The following is a 19,320-nucleotide window of genomic DNA, read 5'->3' as shown; positions in this document are numbered from 1 at the left end:
CCGAGCCGTGCGCAACGTGGTGCGCGGGCTGAGGAGGTCGTCGGCCGTCGCGGTCGTCGCTGCCGTCCTGGCAGCGGGCGCCGCGGCGTGCACCGGGTCGAGCGACCCGACGAGCACCCAGGAGGCGTTGGGCGCCGCCCCGTCGGCCGCGACGGGGCAGCCCCAGCCGGGCGGCACGCTGCAGGTCCTCGTCTCGGGCACCATCGCGACCTGGGACCCGCAGCTGATGTACGTCGGGCCCGAGGCGTTCTTCGCCCAGCGCACCTTCGCCCGCGGCCTCACGGCATACGGCACGGGTGAGCACCAGCGAGACGTCGAGGCCGACCTCGCCACCGACACCGGCACCCCGAGCGACGGCGCACGCACGTGGTCCTTCACCCTGCGCGAGGGGCTGGCCTGGCAGGACGGCTCGCCGATCACGTGCGACGACGTGCGCCACGGCGTCGCCCGCACCTTCGACCGGCGCACGCACGTCGGCGGCACCAACTACGCGAGCTACCTGCTCGCGATGCCGACGAAGGTGACGCCCGAGGGTCTCGAGAAGCCCGTCTACGCCGGGCCGTCCGACACGGCCCACCAGTCCGACTTCGACCGCGCCGTGTCGTGCAAGGGCCGCACCATCACCTTCCGGCTGCGCGACGCCGAGCCCGACTTCGCGCACATCGTGGCGCTGCCCGAGTTCGCGCCGCGCAAGGTCGCGGCCGACACCACGAGCGACAAGGCGACGTATGCCGTCATGTCGAGCGGACCCTACCGACTCAAGGAGCCGTGGGTCGTCGGCAAGGGCGGCACCTTCGTGCGCAACGAGCACTGGGACGCCCGCACCGACCCGATCCGGCACGCCTACCCCGACGAGATCCACGTGACGTCCGGGCTGGGGGAGTCGACGGTCATCCAGCGGCTGCTCAACCAGCAGGACGACGACGCGTACGCCGTGTCGTGGGTCCAGGCGAGCCCGACCCTGCGCAACCAGGCCGGCACCGACCTCCAGACGCGGCTCACCTTCCCCTACACGGGCAACGTCGACTACCTCGCCGTCAACATGCGCAGCAAGGTCATGTCCGACCCGGCGGTGCGCAAGGCGCTGTCCCTGTCGACGAACCGCGCGACCTACGTCACCGCGACCGGGGGTGAGGGGGCGGGCACGCCGACGTGGTCGGTCCTGTCGCCGACGGTCGACCCCGAGTCCGTGTCGCCGGCGCCCGGCCTCGGCGTCGAGGGCGACCCCGAAGGCGCCCGGAAGCTGCTCCAGAAGTCCGGCGTCACCCTCCCCGTCCCGCTGCGCGTCGTCTACGCCCGCTCGGTGCTCGGCGACAAGGCGTATGCCGCCCTCGCCGCCGGGTGGGAGCGCGCGGGCTTCAAGGTCGAGCTCACGGGCGTGCCGCCCGAGGAGTACTACGAGACGATCGAGAAGCCGACGTCGGTCGACTCCTACGACGTCTTCCGTGGGGTGTGGACCCCCGACTGGCCGTCCGCCGGAGGGGTGCTGCCGGCGCTCTTCGACCCCCGCATCAACATCGACTCGTCGGGTCCCGGCCAGGACGTCGGCTACTTCAGCAACGACGCCGTCAACGCGCTCATCGACAAGGCCGACGCCACGGCCGACCCCGCCGCCCGGTCCAGGGTGTGGGAGCAGGCCGACCGGTCGATCCGCGACGAGGGCGGCTACATCGCGCTGTCGGCGACGAAGGCCCTCTACCTGCACGGAGCGGGCGTCAAGACCTACGAGGACCACAGCGTCGGCGGCATCGTCGACCTCGCCACCGTGTCCGTGCGCTGACGCACCGAGCGCCCGACGCTCCCCGACGCTTCGAGAGGACCACCGTGCCCCGCCTGCTCTTCGTCCACGCCCACCCCGACGACGAGACCCTGACGTGCGGCATCGCGATGGCCCACCACGTCGCCCGTGGCGACGAGGTGCACGTGCTGACGTGCACCCTGGGTGAGGAGGGCGAGGTCATCCCCCCGGGGCTCGCCGAGCTCGAGGGTGACCCCGACGACCGGCTCGGACCGTACCGCCACGGTGAGCTGACGCGCGCCCTCGACCGGATCGGGGCCGTCGTGCACGTGCTCGGGGCCGACGAGGCGGCCGGGCGGCTCTCGCGCTACCGGGACTCCGGCATGGTCGGCTCCCCGGCTGCGGCTCGCCCCGAGGCCTTCGCGGCGGCGGACCTCGACGTGGCCGGCGGTCTCGTCGCCGAGCTCGTGCGCGACCTGCGCCCCGACGTCGTCGTCACCTACGACGAGCACGGCGGCTACGGCCACCCCGACCACGTCCAGACCCACCGGGTCGCGCGGCGCGCCCTCGAGCTCCTCGACGCCGCGGACCGGCCGACGCGCGTGTACGAGATCCTCACGCCGCTCGGCTGGGCGCGCGAGGACCGCGCGTGGCTGGCCGCCGCCGACCCCGACCTGCTCGACACCAGCGCGTGGTGGAGCCGTCAGGACCTCGGCCCGGAGCCGCCCGCGCCGCCGCGGCTCGTCGTGCCCGCGGCCGAGGACGCGTTCCCGCCGTCGGTCGTCGACGACGATCGCGTCACGCACGCCGTGGTCGACGAGGCCGCCCGCACGGTCCAGAGCGACGCGTTGCGCGAGCACGCGACCCAGGTCATCGTCGCGAGCGCGGACGTGCACGCCCTGTCCAACCTCGTCGCCGCGCGGACGACGGCCCGCGAGGGCTTCCGGCGTGTCGACCCGCTCACGTGGCAGACCGTGGGTGGCCCCGTGCAGGCGGGCGAGGCCGGCCTGCTCGCCTGACTGACGGCAACGATCTCGTCACGGAGCCGACACCTCGCGGTGCTTGGCTGCAATCGGACAGCCGCGGCGTTACCTTCGTGCCACACGATGTCCCCTGCCCGGAGAGCCGATGGCCCACGACTGGTCCGACGACACGCGCCGCGAGCGGCGCTCGACGGTGCTGCGCCTGCTCGTGGCCGCGATCGTCCTCGGCGGCGGCTACGCCGGCCTCTGCGTGTGGTCCTCGCAGCACGTCCCGGCATCCGTGTCGGTGGGTGACATCCGGGTCGGTGGGATGACGCCCGAGTCCGCCCGGGCGGCCATCGACAAGGGCTCGCGGTCGCTGCTCGACACGCCCATCGTGCTCAGCGTGCCGGGCCGTGCCGCGCCGATCGAGGTCGTACCGCGTGACGCCGGGCTCACGGTCGACGCCGAGCGCTCCCTCGAGGGGCTCACCGGCTTCACGCTCGACCCGCGGGTCGTGTGGGACAAGCTCACCGGGTCGGTCCGGACACCGCTGCTCACGGCCGCGGACGACGAGGCCCTCACGGCCTACCTCGACCGGCTCGCACCCGGACTGGCCGTCGCCCCCGTGGAGGGCCAGGTGACCTTCCCCGACGGCTCCGTCTCCGTCGACATGCCGGCGTCGGGCAGCACGCTCGACGTGGCCGCGACGAAGCTCGCGCTGCGCCGCGCCTTCCCCGACTCCACCCAGGCCACGGCAGTGGTGCGCCAGGTGCCGCCCGCCGTGAGTGCGGACGTCGTCCAGCAGGTCGGCTCGCAGTTCGGCAGCACGGCGATGTCCCGGCCGCTCACGCTCGTGTCCGGCTCGACGCGCGTGCTGCTCTCCCCGGCCGAGTACGCCCCGATGGTCTCGGTCGTGCCCGACGGGTCGGGCGGGCTCACGCCGCGCTTCGACGAGCCCGGCCTCGCCCGGCTCGTCGCCGGCAAGGTGACGGTGCCGAGCCGGACGGCGAGCAGCGCCCGCTGGGTCTTCGAGCCGAACAACGGCAAGCCCCGCCTCGTGCCCTCCGTCGACGGGCTCACCTTCGACGAGGACGCGGTCGCCAGGCAGGTCGTCGCCGCGATCTCCGGCACCGAGCGCACGGTGGACGTGCGGCCCGCGGTCGCCCAGCCACCCTTCACCACCGAGGACGCCCAGCAGGCCGGCGTCAGCACCCTCGTGGCCGACTTCCGCTCGCCCTTCCCGACGAACGACGCGACGCGCACCAACAACCTCGTCGTCGCGACGAAGCGCATCAACGGCATCTACGTGCCGCCCGGGGGCACCTTCAGCCTCAACGGGATCCTCGGCGAGCGCACCGAGGACAAGGGGTATGCCGACGGCACCGTCATCATCGACGGCCGGCTGACGCGCGGGACCGGGGGCGGCATCAGCCAGGTGTCCACCGTCGTCTACAACCTGGCCTACTTCGCCGGTGTCGACTTCCTCGCGTTCAGCCCGCACGCGTTCTTCATCCCGCGCTACCCGGAAGGCCGTGAGGCCACCGTCTACTGGCCGACGATCGACAACAAGTGGAAGAACGACACCCCCTACGGGATGCTCCTGCAGACCTGGGTCGAGGGTGGCTTCGTCCACGGACGGGTGTGGAGCACGAAGACCTGGGACATCACCTCGGTCAAGGGCCCGCGGCGAAACGTCGTGCCCCCCAAGACGATTCGCACAGACAGCCTGAAGTGCTACCCGCAGCAGCCCAACCCTAGCTTCGACGTCACCGTGACGCGCGAGTGGCGCCGCCCCGGGTCGAGCGCCCTCGTCAGGAGCGAGCCGGTCAGCACCCACTACGTGCCCGAGGACCACATCATCTGCACGAACCCCGCCGCCACGCCGCCGTGACCGAGGCGGGACTGCGACCGTGCTACGTCGGGTGCGCCCCGGTGCTCAGGCGGTCGGACGGGCGAGGTAGGTGTACTCGTGGTGCACACCGAACCCCAGGCCCTCCCAGAACGCGACACCGTCGGCGTTGTCGGCCGAGACCTGCAGGTAGATCGCCGGCATGTTGTTCTCGCGGGCGACCATGGCGATCGCCGAGACGATGGTCGTGGCCAGGCCCTTGCGGCGGTGGTCGGGGTGCACCCAGAGCCCGAAGATGCCGGCCCACCCGGGGTGGATCGCCATGCGCGCCAAGGCGATGATCCGCTTCGACTCGGGATCGGTGACCGAGAGGAAGAGCTGCCCGTCGCTGCCCGTGAGGACCGCCTCGGTCGCTCCCGGCACGACGGTGCGCTGCTCGGCGTAGCTCATGAGCCAGTCGAGCTTGAGCTCCGCATCGGCGGTGACCGGGACCGACGCCTCGGTGAGGGGCGGCACCGCGGCGGACAGGCCCGTCATGACGAGCACCCGCTGCCAGTCGTCACGGCCGCCGCCGATGGCATAGCCGCGCTCGAGCAGCGCTGCGGCAGCGGGGATCCCGTCGACGGCGAACCCACGCTCGCCGTGGACCTGGAAGATCGGCGGACGGTCGCGCTCGGCGTACCACTTCTCGACGAAGTCGATCGCCTTGTCGACCGGCAGGCTCGGGTCGCCCACGACGAGCGCCGAGTTGGCCCGACCCGTGAAGCCGTCGGACGCGCGGAGCACCCAGTCGCCGATGCCGCCGCGGTCGAGCGCCTGCCAGCCCTTGGCCATCAGCTTCTCGAGGTCGTCGGCCGACACGCGCTCGTGCGCGCGGCCGGGGCGGCTGGCGGGCGGCGGCACGTCCTTGGCGGCGACGACGTCCGCACGGATCAGCTTCACCCGCTCCGTCTTCGTGTCGACGACGAGGAAGTCGTCGTTGCGGGCGACGAGCTCGCCGACGAAGTCGGTGGCGGCCGCCTCGGCGCCCTCGGCGAGCCGGTAGCGCACGACGACCCTGCTGCCGATCGTCAGGCCCGCGGTGAGGCGGTGGCCGGTGGTGTCCGCGGCAGCGGTGGGGGAGAGCGGGGTCGCCTCCGAGCCCTTCGTGGTGTCCTCCGAGGACGTCGTCTCCGGGTCGGTCTCATCCGTGGGGCCGTGCGTGGGCTCGCCGTTCATGTCCGGCATACTAGGCCGTGCAGCATCCGCTCCCGAACGCTCCACAGCAGGAGGTCCGCTCCCCATGACCTATGTCATCGCCCAGCCTTGCGTCGATCTCAAGGACCGTGCCTGCATCGAGGAGTGTCCGGTCGACTGCATCTACGAGGGCAAGCGGTCGCTCTACATCCACCCCGACGAGTGCGTCGACTGCGGCGCCTGCGAGCCCGTGTGCCCCGTCGAGGCGATCTACTACGAGGACGACGTCCCCGAGCAGTGGGCCGACTACTACAACGCCAACGTCGAGTTCTTCAACGACCTCGGCAGCCCCGGTGGCGCCGCCAAGCTCGGCATCATCGACAAGGACCACCCGCTCATCGAGGCGCTCCCGCCGCAGGAACACGACGAGTGACCGTGCCCGGCGCGCCCAGCGCGTCCGTGCGGGGGCTCGACCTCCCGGACTTCCCGTGGGACTCGCTCGCGCCCTACAAGGCGCGAGCGGTCGCGCATCCGGAGGGCATCGTCGACCTGTCGGTCGGCACGCCGGTCGACCCCACCCCCGAGGTCGTGCGCCGGGCGCTCGCGGACGCCTCCGACGCCCCGGGCTACCCGCTGACCGTCGGCACCGCCGACCTGCGGGCCGCGATCTGCGAGTGGTTCGAGCGTCGCCGCGGCGTCCCGGGCCTCACCGTCGACGCGGTCCTGCCGACCATCGGCAGCAAGGAGCTCGTGGCCTGGCTGCCCACCCTGCTCGGCCTGCGCGCCGGTGACGTCGTCGGGATCCCCGCGGTCGCCTACCCGACCTACGACATCGGCGCGCGCATCGCCGGCGCGACGGGCGTCGTCGCCCAGTCGCTGACGAGCCTCGGCCCGCTCACGGCGGCCACGACGCCGAAGCTGTTGTGGCTCAACAGCCCCGGCAACCCCAACGGCCAGGTGCTGGGCGTCCCGCACCTGCGCAAGGTCGTCGAGTGGGCGCGTGGGCACGGGGTCGTCGTCGCCAGTGACGAGTGCTACGCCGAGCTCGACTGGCGCGAGGGCCACGTCGGCACCGCGACGCCGAGCATCCTCCACCCTGACGTCTGCGGCGGGTCCCACGAGGGCCTGCTCGCCGTCTACTCGCTGTCCAAGCAGTCCAACCTCGCCGGCTACCGCGCCGCGTTCGTCGCCGGGGACCCCGCGCTCGTCGGCGCGATCCTCGAGGTGCGCAAGCACGCCGGCATGATCATGCCCACACCCGTCCAGCACGCCATGGCGGTCGCCCTGCGCGACGACACCCACGTGCAGACGCAGCGGACGGCATACGCCCGGCGTCGCGAGCAGCTGCTCGCCGCCGTCACCCGAGCGGGGCTGCGCGTCGACCACTCCGAGGCCGGGCTCTACCTCTGGGCCACCCGCGAAGAGGACTGCTGGACAACGGTTTCCGATCTCGCCGACCGCGGCATCCTCGTTGCCCCGGGCGCGTTCTACGGCGCGGCCGGCAGTCAGCACGTGCGCATCGCGCTCACGGCCACCGACGACCGCATCGCCGCCGCCTGCTCCCGGCTCTGACGCCGAGACCGTCTCGGCCCCCGTTCCGGCCCGACCTCGTGCGGTGGTATGGGGTGGACCTGTTTTCTCAGCGGACCCGGCGCTGGGGTAACGTCGCTCGCGGATACGTCCGGCGCCGTTGGGCCGGAGTTACAGGAGGCGAGGAACAGTGACGAAGGCAGTGGACGCGACACTCAAGGTCGCAGACAAGGAACTCACGTTCCCGGGAGTCGACGCCGTCGAGGGCAACGACGGGCTCGGGGTGGGGTCCCTGCTGAAGGAGACCGGCCTCGTCACCTATGACGTCGGCTTCGTCAACACCGCGTCGTGCAAGAGCGCGATCACCTACATCGACGGCGACGAGGGCATCCTGCGCTACCGCGGGTACCCCATCGCCGAGCTGGCCGAGAAGTCCACGTTCGTCGAGGTCTCCTACCTGCTCATCTACGGCGAGCTGCCCACGCCTGAGGAGCTGACCCGCTTCGAGGACTCGATCCGCCGGCACACGATGCTGCACGAGGACCTCCGCGCGTTCTTCAACGGCTTCCCGCGCGACGCGCACCCGATGCCCGTGCTCAGCTCGGCCGTCTCGGCGCTCGGCACGTTCTACCAGGACAGCCTCGACCCCTTCGACCAGGAGCAGGTCGAGATCTCGACCGTCCGCCTCCTCGCCAAGCTGCCGACCATCGCGGCCATGGCGCACAAGAAGAGCGTCGGCCAGCCGTACATGTACCCCGACAACTCGCTGTCGTTCGTCGAGAACTTCCTGCGGATGACGTTCGGCTATCCCGTCGAGCCCTACGAGGTCGACCCGACCGTCGCCAAGGCCCTCGACCTGCTCTTCATCCTGCACGCCGACCACGAGCAGAACTGCTCGACCTCGACGGTGCGCCTCGTCGGCTCGGCGCACGCGAACCTCTTCAACTCGGTCTCGGCCGGCATCCACGCCCTGTCCGGCCCGCTCCACGGCGGCGCCAACCAGGCGGTCCTCGAGATGCTCGGCAAGCTCCACGAGTCGGGCGACGACCCGAAGAAGTTCATGGAGAAGGTCAAGAACAAGGAGGACGGTGTCCGCCTCATGGGCTTCGGGCACCGGGTCTACAAGAACTACGACCCGCGCGCCGCGATCATCAAGAAGGCCGCCGACGACATCCTCGAGAAGCTCGGCCAGAACGACCCGCTGCTCGAGATCGCCAAGGGGCTCGAGGAGATCGCGCTGGCCGACGACTACTTCGTCGAGCGCAAGCTCTACCCGAACGTCGACTTCTACACCGGCCTCATCTACAAGGCCATGGGCTTCGAGTCGAAGATGTTCACGGTGCTCTTCGCCATCGGCCGTCTCCCGGGCTGGATCGCCCAGTGGCGCGAGATGATGACCGACCCCGAGACGAAGATCGGCCGTCCGCGCCAGATCTACACGGGTGAGGCCCAGCGCAGCTACCCCGCCTGAGCCGTCGGCTCACCCGAGATCCACCCGATGCCCCCGCCCCTCCTGGGACGGGGGCATCGGCATGATGGGGCGATGGCCAAGTACCTCGTCAACGACGCGGCCGTCGCCCGGTGCCGCGACCTCATCGACAAGCGGCAGTACGTCCTGGACAGCGACTGGGGCCAGGTCCAGCCGGATGCAGAGGCGCAGAACGCCTACCTCGAGCGGCACCCGTGGGACGACTACGCCGCTTGGCACCTCGGCCTGACCGAGGGCGCGAACGACGGGACCAAGGCGCGCTACGCCTTCGTCGTCGGCGACTTCCGGCGGGTCCACCGCACGGCGCTCATCGCCTGCGTCTACCGCGCGAGCGAGTGGCGGCACAAGGACGTCGAGCTCGCCGCGCACGACCTGCTCCAGCACCTCGACCGGGTGTCCGGCTGACCACGACCCGTCCCCCTGGAGCCAGCAGGGTGCCCGCCCGGGGGCGTATGCCGCCGGGCTCAGCCGAGGGTGATCGTGACCGTCGTGCCGTCGGAGCCGGACGACCAGCCCTCGTCGCCCTTCGAGCGGTCCCACACGCGGTCGCCGACACTGACCTTGCTCGCCCCGTAGATCTCGGCGCGCGCCACGGCCCACTGCGCGACGGCCCAGGCAGTCGTGCGGTCGCGGGCCGTCACTGTGAGCACGCCCTCACCGGGTCGGACCGAGGTGACGCCCATCTGCTCGGACAGGTCGGCGGCCACGCGCTGCGGCGTGAGGCTGGTCTTCACCGCGTCGAGGCGGCACGTCAGGCCGGCGGGGGAGTGCCCGGTCAAGGTCGAGGCGAGCACCCGGCCCTGGCCCTCGTGGTCGCGGTAGGCCTCGGGGAAGCCGCTCTTCTGGACGCGCTGGGCGATCTTCGTGATGTCGGCGGTCTCGTAGCCCTGGTACTTCTCGAGGGCGTCGTAGAACGCGTTGGTCGCGTGGACGGGGTCGAGGATCTGCTCCTTCGTGCCCCAGCCCTGGCTCGGCCGCTGCTGGAAGAGGCCGAGCGAGTCGCGGTCGCCGTAGCGCAGGTTGCGGATCTTCGACTCCTGGAACGCCGTCGTCAACGCGATCGTGGCCGCACGCGGGGGCATCTCACGCTTGATCGACAGCGCCGCGATGAGCGCGGCGTTGGCCGTCTGGTCGGGGTCGAAGGTCTCGGTGATCCCGCCGGCCTTGATCGTGCACTGCGGGTTGACGACGCTCTGGATGAGGAAGCGGGCGCCGAACCACCCGGCCGTGCCGACGACCGCCAGCACGAGCAGGATCGGCACCCAGCGGGGGCGGCGACGAGCGCGCGGGCGGCCCCGGGAGTCGGCAAGGGTCGGGCCCGGTCGGTTCTTCGGCATGGGGTCCTCAGGTGGTCCGGCTCTGGTCTGAACCGGTGGCGTCCGGTCTGGGTCAGTCGTTGGCGTGCAGGGCGGCGTTGAGAGTGATGCCCGTCCCCGCGCGGTCGCGGGCCTCGACGGCACCGCTCACGCTGTTGCGGATGAACAGGATGTTGCTCGACCCCGACAGCTCCTTGGCCTTGACCACGGTGCCGTCGGGCAGCGTCACCTTGGTGCCCGCCGTCACGTAGAGCCCGGCCTCGACGACGCAGTCGTCCCCGAGCGCGATGCCGATGCCGCCGTTGGCTCCGACGAGACAACGCTCGCCGATGCTGACGCGTTCCGTCCCGCCACCGGACAGGGTGCCCATGATCGAGGCGCCGGCGCCGATGTCGGACCCGTCCCCGACGACGACGCCCTGCACGATGCGGCCCTCGACCATCGAGGTGCCGAGCGTGCCGGCGTTGAAGTTGCAGAAGCCCTCGTGCATGACCGTCGTGCCCGCCGAGAGGTGCGCGCCGAGGCGCACCCGGTCCGCGTCGGCGATGCGCACGCCCTGCGGCACGACGAAGTCGGTCATCCTCGGGAACTTGTCGACGCCGTAGACGGCGACGTGCTGGCCCCGGGCCCGCAGCCGCATCCGCGTCTGCTCGAAGCCGTCGACGGCGCACGCGCCTGCGCTCGTCCAGACGACGTTCGGCAGGGCGCCGAAGACGCCGTCGAGGTTGATGGTGTTGGGCTCGACGAGGCAGTGCGACAGCAGGTGCAGACGCAGGTAGGCGTCCGGCGCGTCGGCAGGGGGGGCGTCGAGGTCGATCTCGACGAGCCGGACCTCGGTGCGCACGCGGCGCGCCTCGTCGGTGCCGACGAGGGCGTCGAGGCCCTCGGGGACGGTCGCGCCGGCCGGGCGCTCCCCGAGCGCCGGCTGCGGGAACCACGTGTCGAGCACCTGCCCGTCATCCGTGGTCGTCGTCAGTCCGTGTCCCCATGCGTTGCGCTCCGACATGGCCGCAAGGATATGGGGACGGCCTGCGCCGGTGAAACACGAACCCGCACCGTGGTCACCGGACGGTGACGCTCGGACGGTCCCGCGGGCGCCGCGACGTGGTGGCCTCCGGATAACCTTCGCGTATGCCGTCCACCTCGCAGTCCGTCGACCCGACCACCGTGCCCGCCGACACGGGGGCCCGCGCCGCCACCCTCGACCTGTCCGCCGACGTCACGACCCTCACGGCCGCGATCTGCGACATCGAGTCGGTCAGCCAGGACGAGGCGGCGCTCGCCGACGCGATCGAGGCCGCCCTGCGGCCCCTCTCGCACCTCGAGGTCGTCCGCGACGGCAACACCGTCGTCGCCCGCACCTCCCTCGGCCGCTCGGAGCGGGTCGTGCTGGCCGGACACATCGACACGGTGCCGCTGACCGCGGTGCCCAACCTGCCCACGCGCCGCGTCGACGGTGAGCTGTGGGGCCGGGGCACGGTCGACATGAAGGGCGGTGTCGGCGTCATGCTCCGCATCGCGGCGCAGGTGCCCGACCCGAGTCGCGACCTGACCTTCCTCTTCTACGAGTGCGAGGAGATCGACGGGCAGTACAACGGTCTGGCCCGCCTCGCCGACACCTCGCCCGAGCTGCTCGCCGGCGACTTCGCCGTCCTGCTCGAGCCGACCGACGGCGCCATCGAGGGCGGCTGCAAGGGCACCCTGCGCGCCGAGGTCGTCACCAAGGGCGTCGCCGCCCACTCGGCCCGCCCGTGGAAGGGTCACAACGCCATCCACGACGCCGCCGCGGTGCTCTCGCGGCTGACCGCCTACGAGGCCGAGACCATCACCGTCGACGGGCTCGACTACCACGAGGCCCTCCAGGCCGTCGGGATCAGCGGAGGGATCGCCGGCAACGTCATCCCCGACCGGTGCACCGTCACCGTCAACTACCGCTACGCGCCCGACAAGAACACCGAGGAGGCCTTCGCGCACGTGCGCCAGGTGTTCGACGGTTTCGACGTGACGCTCGGCGACGCGGCCGACGGCGCCAGGCCCGGCCTCCTGCTGCCCGCCGCCAAGGCGTTCATCGACGCGCTCGGCGTCCCCGTCAACCCGAAGGAGGGGTGGACCGACGTCGCGCGCTTCTCCGCGCTCGGCATCCCCGCCGTCAACTTCGGGCCCGGAGACCCCAACCTCGCGCACATGGACGACGAGCGCTGCCCGGTCGAGCAGTACGTCGAGGCCGAGGCCGCCCTGCTGCGCTGGCTCGGCTGACCTCTCCGCATAGGGTGGCGCTGTGACCGACCACCAGCCTGCACCCGTCACCTCGGGGAGCCCGCACGAGGACCGGCGCCAGACCGGTCCGGTGACGCTGCGCCGTCACAAGGTGCCCGTGACGACGACCGACCAGCGACTGCTCGAGGCGCACCAGCCCAACGAGTGGCTGCACGCCGACCCGTGGCGCGTCATGCGCATCCAGTCCGAGTTCGTCGAGGGTTTCGGCACACTCTCCGAGCTCGGGCCGGCGGCCGCGGTGTTCGGCTCGGCGCGCACGCGACCCGAGGACCCGGCATACGCCATCGGGGTCGAGGTGGGCCGCCTGCTGGCGGAGGCGGGCTACGCCGTCATCACCGGCGGTGGGCCGGGCGCCATGGAGGCGGCCAACAAGGGTGCCTTCGAGGCGAAGGGGACCTCGGTCGGGCTCGGCATCGAGCTGCCCTTCGAGACGGGCCTCAACGAGTACGTCGACCTCGGCATCAACTTCCGCTACTTCTTCGCCCGCAAGGTCATGTTCCTCAAGTACTCCCGCGGCTTCATCGTGCTGCCGGGGGGCTTCGGCACGCTCGACGAGCTCTTCGAGGCGCTGACGCTCGCGCAGACGCAGAAGGTCACCGAGTTCCCCATCGTGCTCATGGGCGTCGCGTACTGGCAGGGGCTCATCGACTGGCTGGGCGAGACGGTGCTCGACCACGGCATGATCAGTCCGGCCGACCTCAAGCGGCTCATCGTCACCGACGACCCGGACGAGGCCGTCAAGGCGATCCGCACGTACGAGGAGCCGCGCGCGTGAAGTGGTTCATCCTCCTCGTCGGGATCGTCGTCCTGTGCTCCGTCGTCGCGCTCATTCTCGGGCTCGCCGGTGGTGGCCTCGGCCGCAACACGACGAGCCTGAGCCACGAGCCCCTGCCCGACGAGCCGATCCGCGACACCGACTTCGACGACCTCGTCTTCGACGTGGGCGCCCGGGGCTACCGGATGAGCCAGGTCGACGGGGTCGTCGACCGGCTGAGGCGCGAGCTCCGCGAGAAGGACGAGGAGATCGCCGTGCTGCGCGGGGACGCCCCGGCGGAGCTCGCTCCCGAGCCGGCCCAGCACGTGCCCGGCCCCGCCGAGCCCGCCGAGCCCGCCGAGGCGGAGACGGAGGGGCTCGAGCCGACCCCCGAGCCGGCCGACACGGCTGAGGCTGCCGAGGAGGCCGAGCCGGCCGAGCCGGCCGAGCAGTCCGATCCGACGGTCGGCCGCGAACGCACCACATGACCGAGGTGCTCTCGCTGCGTTCGCGCGGCGTCTTCGTCGCCTGGGTGCTCGCGGTCTACGCGCTGGCCCGGGTCGTCACGACGACGATCCTGCTGCTCGTCATGCAGCACCAGGTCCCGTCCGGCATGACCGGCGGCGACGACGTGCCCGTGTCCTACTTCCCGTTCACGGCGCTCTGGGACGGCCAGTGGTACCAGACGATCGCCCAGCACGGGTATCCCTCGGAGCTACCGGTCGGCGAGAGCGGGGCCGTCCAGCAGAACCCGTGGGCCTTCTACCCGCTCTTCCCGTTCATGGCCCGCGCCGGCATGGCCCTGACCGGGCTCGACTTCCCGGCGGTGGGCTCGACGATCGCGCTCCTCTGCGGGGCCGGCGCGGCCGTGCTCATGGGACTGCTGCTGCGCGAGCGCATCGGCGACCCGGCGGCATACCTCGTCGTCGCCCTGTGGGCGAGCTTTCCCGCGTCGGTGACGCTGCAGCTGGCCTACACCGAGTCGCTCGCCATGCTGCTGCTCGTCGGCTACCTCTACGCGCTGGCCAAGGAGCGGTGGCTCGTCGCGACGGCCGTGGCCCTGCTCGTCGGGCTCTCGAGACCGATCGCCGTGCCGCTGGGACTCGTGACGCTCGTCGTGGTCTTCCTGCGCTGGCGGGCGCGCCGTGAGCGCCCGATCAGTCGCGGGACGTATGCCGCGATGCTCGCCTCGCTCGTCGGCTGCGGTGTCGCCGGGCTGCTGTGGCCCGCCATCGCGTGGTGGCGCACCGGCGTGCCGTCGGCCTACACCGACACGATGGCGTCGTGGCGTGGCTCGGGCACCGTCGAGCCGTTCACGCCGTGGGTCGGGATGTCGGAGTATGCGTTCGGCGACACGTGGGGCCCGGTGATGCTCGTCGTCGCGCCGCTCGTCGCCATCGCCATGGTGGCCGGACCGTGGGCCCGCAACCTCGGCGCCGACCTGCGCACGTGGACGCTCGCCTACCCGGCGTACCTCGCGGCGGTGCTCGACCCCTTCACGAGCATCTTCCGCTACCTCATCCCGCTCTTCCCGCTCCTCGTCGTCGTGCTCGGGGCGGGCTGGGCCGACCGTCGCGGCAACACGTGGAAGCGGCTGCTGTGGCGCTTCGTCCCGCTCCTCGTCCTCAGCGTCGTGGGCCAGTACTACTGGACCGACATCCTGTGGCGCTTCGTCCCCCCGAGCGACTACCCGCCGTGACCGGACACCGGTCTGACCCCGCCGTTCTCGGTGGTTCGACCGGCAGATGATCTGCCGATCAGTGTGCTGATCACCCCACCATCACGCAGACCATGCTGCGGGTCACGCCTGGTCCTCCACACCCATGACCAGCGTGACCCGTCGTCCACAGCGTCGCCCGCCGCAAGCGCGCCACTCGCCTCAGCGGGGCAGGGTGACGGAATGACCCTGACCGACGCGACAACTGCTCTGGCCGAGGTGCAGCACGGAGTGGTGTCCCGGCGTCAGCTCCTCGAAGCCGGTGTCACGCGCGAGACCCTGCGCTGGCGGGTCGGTCGGGACTGGAGGCTCCTGCTGCCCGGCGTCTACGCGCTTCAGACCGGCCTGCCTTCGGTGTGGCAGCGGCTCGTCGCTGCGCAGCTCGTGGGCGGCGAGGGAGCGTGGCTCGCAGGATCCACCGCCGCCTCGCTGCACGGGATCACGAGCGCCCCGATATCGATGCCGATCCGGGTGCTCGTGCCTGCACCACGCAGGTCCAGGCGGATCTCGTGGGTCGACGTCCGGAGCACGACCCTGCTGGGCGAACGCGTTGTCGAGCGCGGCCCGCTACGCCTCGGATGCCTCGCCCGCGCCGTCGTCGACGCAGCACATGAGACTCCTGATGAGCGAGCGGCGCGTGGTGTCGTCATCGAGGCGGTCCAACGCCGTCTCGTCCGGCTCGACGACCTGGAGCACTGGGTCGATGCCAGGGGCCGTCGTGGCTCCGCGCGGCTGCGGCGGATTCTCGCCGAGGTCGCGGAGGGCGCGTGGTCGGTGCCCGAGAGCGACCTGCTCGCGCTGGTCCGGACCTCGCGCCGACTGCCCCCGCCGATGGCTAACCCGATCCTCACCGGTCCGGGCGGCGAGACCTTGACCTCGCCCGATCTCTGGTTCGACGACGTGGGCCTGGCCGTGATGGTGCAGTCTCGTCGATTCCATGCCGACCGCCTCGACTGGGAGGCCACCGTGGAGCAGGGATCCGATCTGTCGACGATGCGCGTCGTGGTCGTCGGCGTCACCCCGACTGCACTCGCGCGCGACCCCGAGGCGCAGTTGCGCCGCATCGAGCGGGCTCACGAGGCGGCTGCGCGCACCGGTGTGCGAGCCCCGGTCACCGCCAGCGTCCGCGCCACCGTGCCCCTCGGGGTGACGGGCTGAGCCAGACATGCGTGGTGGTCCGGCTGATCATCGTGCATCTGGTGGGGTGATCACCACACCAGATGCAGCACCATGGGCAGGTTCATCGGGAGACGCGCGCGAGCGGGTCCGGCGGTCAGGTGCCGGTGTAGGTGGGCTTCTCCTTGGCGAGGAAGGCGTCGACGGCGGCCCGGTGGTCGCTGCTGCCACCCGTCAACGCCATGAGCTCGGCCTCGTGGGCCAGGGCAGCGGGCAGGTCTGCGCCCGCCGAGTAGGCGACGGCCCGCCGGATCGAGCCGTAGGCCAGCGTCGGGCCGTCGGCGAGGGTCCGGGCCAGCTCGGTCACCGTCGCCTCGAGCTCGTCGGCGGGCACGACCTTCGTGACGAGCCCCATCGCCAACGCCTCTGCCGCCGAGACCGTGCGCGGCAGGAGCAGCAGCTCCTTGGCGCGGGCGGGCCCGACGAGACGGGGCAGCGTCCACGAGGCCCCGGAGTCGCACGAGAGCGCGATGCCCGCGAACGAGGTGTTGAGCCCGGCCTGCTCCGACGCGACCCGGAAGTCGCACGCCAGCGCGAAGCTCATCCCCGCCCCGGCCGCCACACCGTTGAGGGCCGCGACGACGGGCTTGTTCATCGTCGAGAGCGCGATGACGATCGGGTTGTAGTGGTCGGTCACGGTCGTCTCGAGCGTCGACGTCGGGTCGCCGAGGCTGCGGACGTGCTCCTTGAGGTCCTGCCCGACGCAGAAGGCCCGCCCGGTCCCCGTGAGCACGACGCACCGCACGGCGGGGTCCCCACCGACCTCGCGGAGGGCCGCGACGAGGGCGTCCTTGAGGGCGTTGTCGAGGCTGTTCATGGCGTCCGGGCGGTTGAGCCGGAGCCAGGCGATGCCGTCGGCGACCTCGACGAGCAGGGGCTCGGTGGCGGGCGAGGAGGAGGAGTCGGGCGTCTGCGTCATGGGCGCCACTCTGTCCCAATCCGTCCCCGGGCGGAAGCGTGACGAGCCTCGGAGGGCCCGGACGTGCCCTCTGTCACATCCCCAATTAGGTCTCGCAAACGAGACACGGAATAATGGGGCCAAAGACCGAGGATTCCTAGGGAAGGGGAACCATGGCAGCAATGAAGCCGAGGACCGGCGATGGCCCGCTCGAGGTCGTCAAGGAGGGCCGCGGCATCGTGCTGCGGATGCCCCTTGAGGGCGGCGGGCGTCTCGTCGTCGAGATGACCCCCGACGAGGCTGCAGCTCTGCGTGACGCGATCCAGGGTTGTGACGGCGTCAACTGACCCTTCCGCCTGATCCAGGTTCGACGGCCCCTGACCTCACGGTCGGGGGCCGTTTCGCATGCCCGCCCCGGGCGGAGGATGGCGTATGCCGTCCGGCCGGCGGGACGGCATACGTGCGCTCAGCGCTTGACGGCCACGAGCAGACCGTCGCCGACCGGCAGCAGCGACACGGTGAACTGGTCGTGCTCGCGGATCGCGCGGCCGACCTCGCGGAGGGTGCGCGTCTCGGCGTCCCGGTTGGCGGGGTCGGACTCCTTGTCGGTCCACGTCATGACGAGGGTGCCGCCGGACCGCAGCAGGCGGGTGGCCTGCGCGAGGTACTCGGGGTACTCCTCCTTGTCGGCGTCGACGACGACGAGGTCGTAGGCGCCGTCGGTCATCCGGGGGAGCACCTCGAGAGCACGACCGGCGATGCAGCGGGTGCGCTGGTGGGCGATGCCGGCAGCCGCGAAGGCGTCGCGCGCGGCCCGCTGGTGCTCGGTCTCGAGGTCGATGGTCGTGAGGATGCCGTCGGCGGGCATGCCGCCGAGCAGCCAGAGACCCGAGGCGCCCGCGCCGGTCCCGATCTCCATGACGGCCTTGGCCTCGGTCGCGGCCGCGAGCATCTGGAGCACGGCGCCGACGCCGTTGCCGACGGCCGGCGCACCGAGCTCCTCACCGCGGTGGGTCGCCTCCTCGACGTGCTCGCTCGGGGTGACGAACTCCTCGGCGTGCGACCACGCGGCGACCTTCTGGGTGCTCATGTTCGTCACCCTACTGTGACGTGCCGGGCCGATTCGGCACCCCGTCGCCCTGAAGCGGGTAAGGATCAGGTCATGGACGAACACGACAAGCCGACCGCGGAGCACCTGCGTCCGGGCGGCGTCGACGACGCCACGGTCGAGGCCCTGGGCAAGCTGTCCGAGGCCCTCGAGGTCGTCGAGGACGCCCGCGGCCACCTCTACGGCTTCCACCGGCTCACGGGGATGGCGGACCTCACCCTGGGCGAGGCCGTCGACCTCTTCCGCGAGGCCGGCCACACCGAGCTCGCCGACCGGCTGCAGACCGAGCTCGTCGGGCGCAACGTCGTGCAGGGACGGTGGACCTTCCAGATCGTCGAGGAGTACGACGACGGCTACTACGCGACCTTCAAGGAGCTCGAGAAGACGGCGCGCGACGACCTCGTCGGTGGCCGACGCCACCTCTTCGAGGCGGAGATGAAGGAGGACCGACGCACACACGGCCGGGCCCACCACGAGGCGGTCCCGCACGACGGCAGCGAGCAGTCCCGCTGACCACCCCGCCCGCCGTCCCGCCACCCCGTCCACAGCAGAACCACAGGTTCTGGCTGGCGATCGGACAGGGCAATCCGAGACGATCGACGGGAACGAAACGAGATCTGACGGCGTTCTTGTCGTTGACCCCTCTCCGTGAAAGGCCCAGCCCCCAGTGAGCACCAGCGTGACGTCCACCTCTCCCACCTCGGTGGAGCAGGCCGACTCGACGTGGACTCCCCCCACGTGGGAGGAGATCGTCGAGCAGCACTCGGCGCGCGTCTACCGCCTGGCCTACCGCCTCACGGGCAACCCGCACGACGCCGAGGACCTGACGCATGACGTCTTCGTCCGCGTCTTCCGGTCGCTGCACTCCTACCAGCCGGGCACCTTCGAGGGCTGGCTGCACCGCATCACGACCAACGTCTTCCTCGACAAGATGCGTCGCAAGCAGCGCATCCGCTTCGACGCCCTGCCCGACGACGCCGCCGGTCGGCTCCCCAGCAACGAGAAGGGGCCGGAGCAGACCTACCACGACGCCCGTTTCGACGACGACGTGCAGCGGGCGCTCGATGCCCTCGCGCCGGAGTTCCGCGCGGCCGTCGTCCTCTGCGACATCGAGGGCCTCAGCTACGAGGAGATCAGCGCGACTCTCGGGGTCAAGCTCGGCACCGTCCGCTCGCGCATCCACCGTGGCCGCGCCCAGCTGCGCGAGGCCCTCGCGCACCGCGCCCCCGAGGTGGCCGCCGCCGCCCGTCCGGCCAAGCCCGAGTCGCGCGCCGCTCGCGCCGGCCTGCGCCTTCCCGGCCGCCGAGTCGCGGCGAGCTCGCGCTGA

General features: G+C 71.6%; 20 protein-coding genes. 15 read left to right on the top strand and 5 right to left on the bottom strand.

Annotated elements, in window-relative coordinates; all coding sequences use genetic code 11:
- Nucleotides 1-7 precede the first annotated feature (7 nt).
- The 3 genes from ASH01_RS02430 to ASH01_RS02420 all read left to right on the top strand — a co-directional run bounded on the left by ASH01_RS02430 (nucleotide 8) and on the right by ASH01_RS02420 (nucleotide 4,594).
- Entirely contained in the window at nucleotides 8-1,780 is a 1,773-nt protein-coding gene (locus ASH01_RS02430) for an ABC transporter substrate-binding protein (protein ID WP_056770916.1), read from the top strand.
- Between the two features lie 44 nt (nucleotides 1,781-1,824).
- Complete coding sequence (gene mshB, locus ASH01_RS02425; protein ID WP_056770914.1) at nucleotides 1,825-2,757, top strand: N-acetyl-1-D-myo-inositol-2-amino-2-deoxy-alpha-D-glucopyranoside deacetylase; 933 nt, start codon at nucleotides 1,825-1,827, stop codon at nucleotides 2,755-2,757.
- A gap of 109 nt (nucleotides 2,758-2,866) precedes the next feature.
- Nucleotides 2,867-4,594, top strand: a complete 1,728-nt coding sequence (locus ASH01_RS02420; RefSeq protein WP_056770911.1) for a VanW family protein — start codon at nucleotides 2,867-2,869, stop codon at nucleotides 4,592-4,594.
- A gap of 45 nt (nucleotides 4,595-4,639) precedes the next feature.
- On the opposite strand, the gene ASH01_RS02415 is transcribed toward ASH01_RS02420, so the two are convergent.
- Nucleotides 4,640-5,770 carry a GNAT family N-acetyltransferase gene (locus tag ASH01_RS02415; RefSeq protein WP_235508481.1) on the bottom strand — a complete coding sequence of 377 codons (1,131 nt, stop codon included), beginning with the start codon at nucleotides 5,768-5,770 and terminating at the stop codon, nucleotides 4,640-4,642.
- A gap of 64 nt (nucleotides 5,771-5,834) precedes the next feature.
- Between ASH01_RS02415 and fdxA the strand changes: the two genes are divergently transcribed.
- From fdxA to ASH01_RS02395, 4 genes are all read left to right on the top strand, one after another.
- Entirely contained in the window at nucleotides 5,835-6,161 is a 327-nt protein-coding gene (gene fdxA, locus ASH01_RS02410; protein WP_056770903.1) for a ferredoxin, read from the top strand.
- A gap of 2 nt (nucleotides 6,162-6,163) precedes the next feature.
- The gene (dapC, locus tag ASH01_RS02405; protein WP_327191898.1) at nucleotides 6,164-7,300 is read left to right on the top strand and encodes a succinyldiaminopimelate transaminase; all 1,137 of its coding nucleotides are present in this window, start codon (nucleotides 6,164-6,166) and stop codon (nucleotides 7,298-7,300) included.
- Nucleotides 7,301-7,448: 148 nt separating this feature from the next.
- Nucleotides 7,449-8,729 carry a citrate synthase gene (locus tag ASH01_RS02400; protein WP_081633811.1) on the top strand — a complete coding sequence of 427 codons (1,281 nt, stop codon included), beginning with the start codon at nucleotides 7,449-7,451 and terminating at the stop codon, nucleotides 8,727-8,729.
- 72 nt (nucleotides 8,730-8,801) lie between these two features.
- Nucleotides 8,802-9,152: a hypothetical protein gene (locus ASH01_RS02395; protein ID WP_056770898.1), complete on the top strand. Its 351-nt coding sequence runs from the start codon at nucleotides 8,802-8,804 to the stop codon at nucleotides 9,150-9,152.
- Nucleotides 9,153-9,211: 59 nt separating this feature from the next.
- Here ASH01_RS02395 and ASH01_RS02390 read toward each other — a convergent pair whose 3' ends face one another.
- Nucleotides 9,212-10,084: a hypothetical protein gene (locus ASH01_RS02390; protein WP_235509506.1), complete on the bottom strand. Its 873-nt coding sequence runs from the start codon at nucleotides 10,082-10,084 to the stop codon at nucleotides 9,212-9,214.
- Between the two features lie 52 nt (nucleotides 10,085-10,136).
- Nucleotides 10,137-11,069 (bottom strand): 2,3,4,5-tetrahydropyridine-2,6-dicarboxylate N-succinyltransferase, encoded by a 933-nt coding sequence (gene dapD, locus ASH01_RS02385; protein WP_056770895.1) that lies wholly within the window; start codon nucleotides 11,067-11,069, stop codon nucleotides 10,137-10,139.
- A gap of 125 nt (nucleotides 11,070-11,194) precedes the next feature.
- Here dapD and dapE point away from each other — a divergent pair, with 125 nt between their 5' ends.
- The 5 genes from dapE (at nucleotide 11,195) to ASH01_RS02360 (ending at nucleotide 15,969) form a co-directional block, all read left to right on the top strand.
- Nucleotides 11,195-12,319, top strand: a complete 1,125-nt coding sequence (dapE, locus tag ASH01_RS02380; RefSeq protein WP_056770892.1) for a succinyl-diaminopimelate desuccinylase — start codon at nucleotides 11,195-11,197, stop codon at nucleotides 12,317-12,319.
- Between the two features lie 22 nt (nucleotides 12,320-12,341).
- The gene (locus ASH01_RS02375; RefSeq protein ID WP_056770889.1) at nucleotides 12,342-13,115 is read left to right on the top strand and encodes a TIGR00730 family Rossman fold protein; all 774 of its coding nucleotides are present in this window, start codon (nucleotides 12,342-12,344) and stop codon (nucleotides 13,113-13,115) included.
- On the top strand, nucleotides 13,112-13,582 hold the full coding sequence (locus ASH01_RS02370; protein WP_056770886.1) for a hypothetical protein: 471 nt from the start codon (nucleotides 13,112-13,114) through the stop codon (nucleotides 13,580-13,582). The genes ASH01_RS02375 and ASH01_RS02370 overlap by 4 nt, the downstream gene beginning before the upstream one ends.
- Nucleotides 13,579-14,793, top strand: coding sequence for a hypothetical protein (locus ASH01_RS02365; RefSeq protein WP_056770882.1), 1,215 nt, complete (start codon nucleotides 13,579-13,581; stop codon nucleotides 14,791-14,793). Before ASH01_RS02370 ends, ASH01_RS02365 begins: the two co-directional genes overlap by 4 nt.
- Before the next feature lie 201 nt (nucleotides 14,794-14,994).
- On the top strand, nucleotides 14,995-15,969 hold the full coding sequence (locus ASH01_RS02360; RefSeq protein WP_056821987.1) for a hypothetical protein: 975 nt from the start codon (nucleotides 14,995-14,997) through the stop codon (nucleotides 15,967-15,969).
- Between the two features lie 115 nt (nucleotides 15,970-16,084).
- Here ASH01_RS02360 and ASH01_RS02355 read toward each other — a convergent pair whose 3' ends face one another.
- Nucleotides 16,085-16,906, bottom strand: a complete 822-nt coding sequence (locus ASH01_RS02355) for an enoyl-CoA hydratase/isomerase family protein (RefSeq protein WP_056770877.1) — start codon at nucleotides 16,904-16,906, stop codon at nucleotides 16,085-16,087.
- 152 nt (nucleotides 16,907-17,058) lie between these two features.
- Here ASH01_RS02355 and ASH01_RS22330 point away from each other — a divergent pair, with 152 nt between their 5' ends.
- On the top strand, nucleotides 17,059-17,232 hold the full coding sequence (locus ASH01_RS22330) for a DUF3117 domain-containing protein (protein ID WP_013493416.1): 174 nt from the start codon (nucleotides 17,059-17,061) through the stop codon (nucleotides 17,230-17,232).
- Nucleotides 17,233-17,351: 119 nt separating this feature from the next.
- On the opposite strand, the gene ASH01_RS02350 is transcribed toward ASH01_RS22330, so the two are convergent.
- Complete coding sequence (locus ASH01_RS02350) at nucleotides 17,352-17,975, bottom strand: O-methyltransferase (protein WP_056772578.1); 624 nt, start codon at nucleotides 17,973-17,975, stop codon at nucleotides 17,352-17,354.
- Between the two features lie 72 nt (nucleotides 17,976-18,047).
- Between ASH01_RS02350 and ASH01_RS02345 the strand changes: the two genes are divergently transcribed.
- Both ASH01_RS02345 and sigE read left to right on the top strand, forming a co-directional pair.
- Entirely contained in the window at nucleotides 18,048-18,506 is a 459-nt protein-coding gene (locus ASH01_RS02345) for a hypothetical protein (RefSeq protein ID WP_056770874.1), read from the top strand.
- A 166-nt stretch (nucleotides 18,507-18,672) separates the two neighbouring features.
- Nucleotides 18,673-19,320 carry an RNA polymerase sigma factor SigE gene (gene sigE / locus ASH01_RS02340; protein WP_156415385.1) on the top strand — a complete coding sequence of 216 codons (648 nt, stop codon included), beginning with the start codon at nucleotides 18,673-18,675 and terminating at the stop codon, nucleotides 19,318-19,320.

The organism is Terrabacter sp. Soil811 (assembly GCF_001429655.1).
In the GTDB taxonomy this organism is placed as follows: Bacteria; Actinomycetota; Actinomycetes; order Actinomycetales; family Dermatophilaceae; genus Terrabacter.
This window is presented reverse-complemented; position numbering and strand designations above follow the sequence as displayed.

What these genes read in the sequence shown, in the direction of transcription:
- ASH01_RS22330 (WP_013493416.1), top strand. Translation starts at nt 17,059, where the DNA reads ATGGCAGCAATGAAGCCGAGGACCGGCGATGGCCCGCTCGAGGTCGTC.
- ASH01_RS02355 (WP_056770877.1), bottom strand. Translation starts at nt 16,906, where the DNA reads ATGACGCAGACGCCCGACTCCTCCTCCTCGCCCGCCACCGAGCCCCTG.
- dapE (WP_056770892.1), top strand. Translation starts at nt 11,195, where the DNA reads ATGCCGTCCACCTCGCAGTCCGTCGACCCGACCACCGTGCCCGCCGAC.
- ASH01_RS02395 (WP_056770898.1), top strand. Translation starts at nt 8,802, where the DNA reads ATGGCCAAGTACCTCGTCAACGACGCGGCCGTCGCCCGGTGCCGCGAC.
- ASH01_RS02360 (WP_056821987.1), top strand. Translation starts at nt 14,995, where the DNA reads ATGACCCTGACCGACGCGACAACTGCTCTGGCCGAGGTGCAGCACGGA.
- ASH01_RS02420 (WP_056770911.1), top strand. Translation starts at nt 2,867, where the DNA reads ATGGCCCACGACTGGTCCGACGACACGCGCCGCGAGCGGCGCTCGACG.
- ASH01_RS02350 (WP_056772578.1), bottom strand. Translation starts at nt 17,975, where the DNA reads ATGAGCACCCAGAAGGTCGCCGCGTGGTCGCACGCCGAGGAGTTCGTC.
- ASH01_RS02390 (WP_235509506.1), bottom strand. Translation starts at nt 10,084, where the DNA reads ATGCCGAAGAACCGACCGGGCCCGACCCTTGCCGACTCCCGGGGCCGC.
- ASH01_RS02345 (WP_056770874.1), top strand. Translation starts at nt 18,048, where the DNA reads ATGGACGAACACGACAAGCCGACCGCGGAGCACCTGCGTCCGGGCGGC.
- ASH01_RS02415 (WP_235508481.1), bottom strand. Translation starts at nt 5,770, where the DNA reads ATGAACGGCGAGCCCACGCACGGCCCCACGGATGAGACCGACCCGGAG.
- ASH01_RS02365 (WP_056770882.1), top strand. Translation starts at nt 13,579, where the DNA reads ATGACCGAGGTGCTCTCGCTGCGTTCGCGCGGCGTCTTCGTCGCCTGG.
- dapD (WP_056770895.1), bottom strand. Translation starts at nt 11,069, where the DNA reads ATGTCGGAGCGCAACGCATGGGGACACGGACTGACGACGACCACGGAT.
- fdxA (WP_056770903.1), top strand. Translation starts at nt 5,835, where the DNA reads ATGACCTATGTCATCGCCCAGCCTTGCGTCGATCTCAAGGACCGTGCC.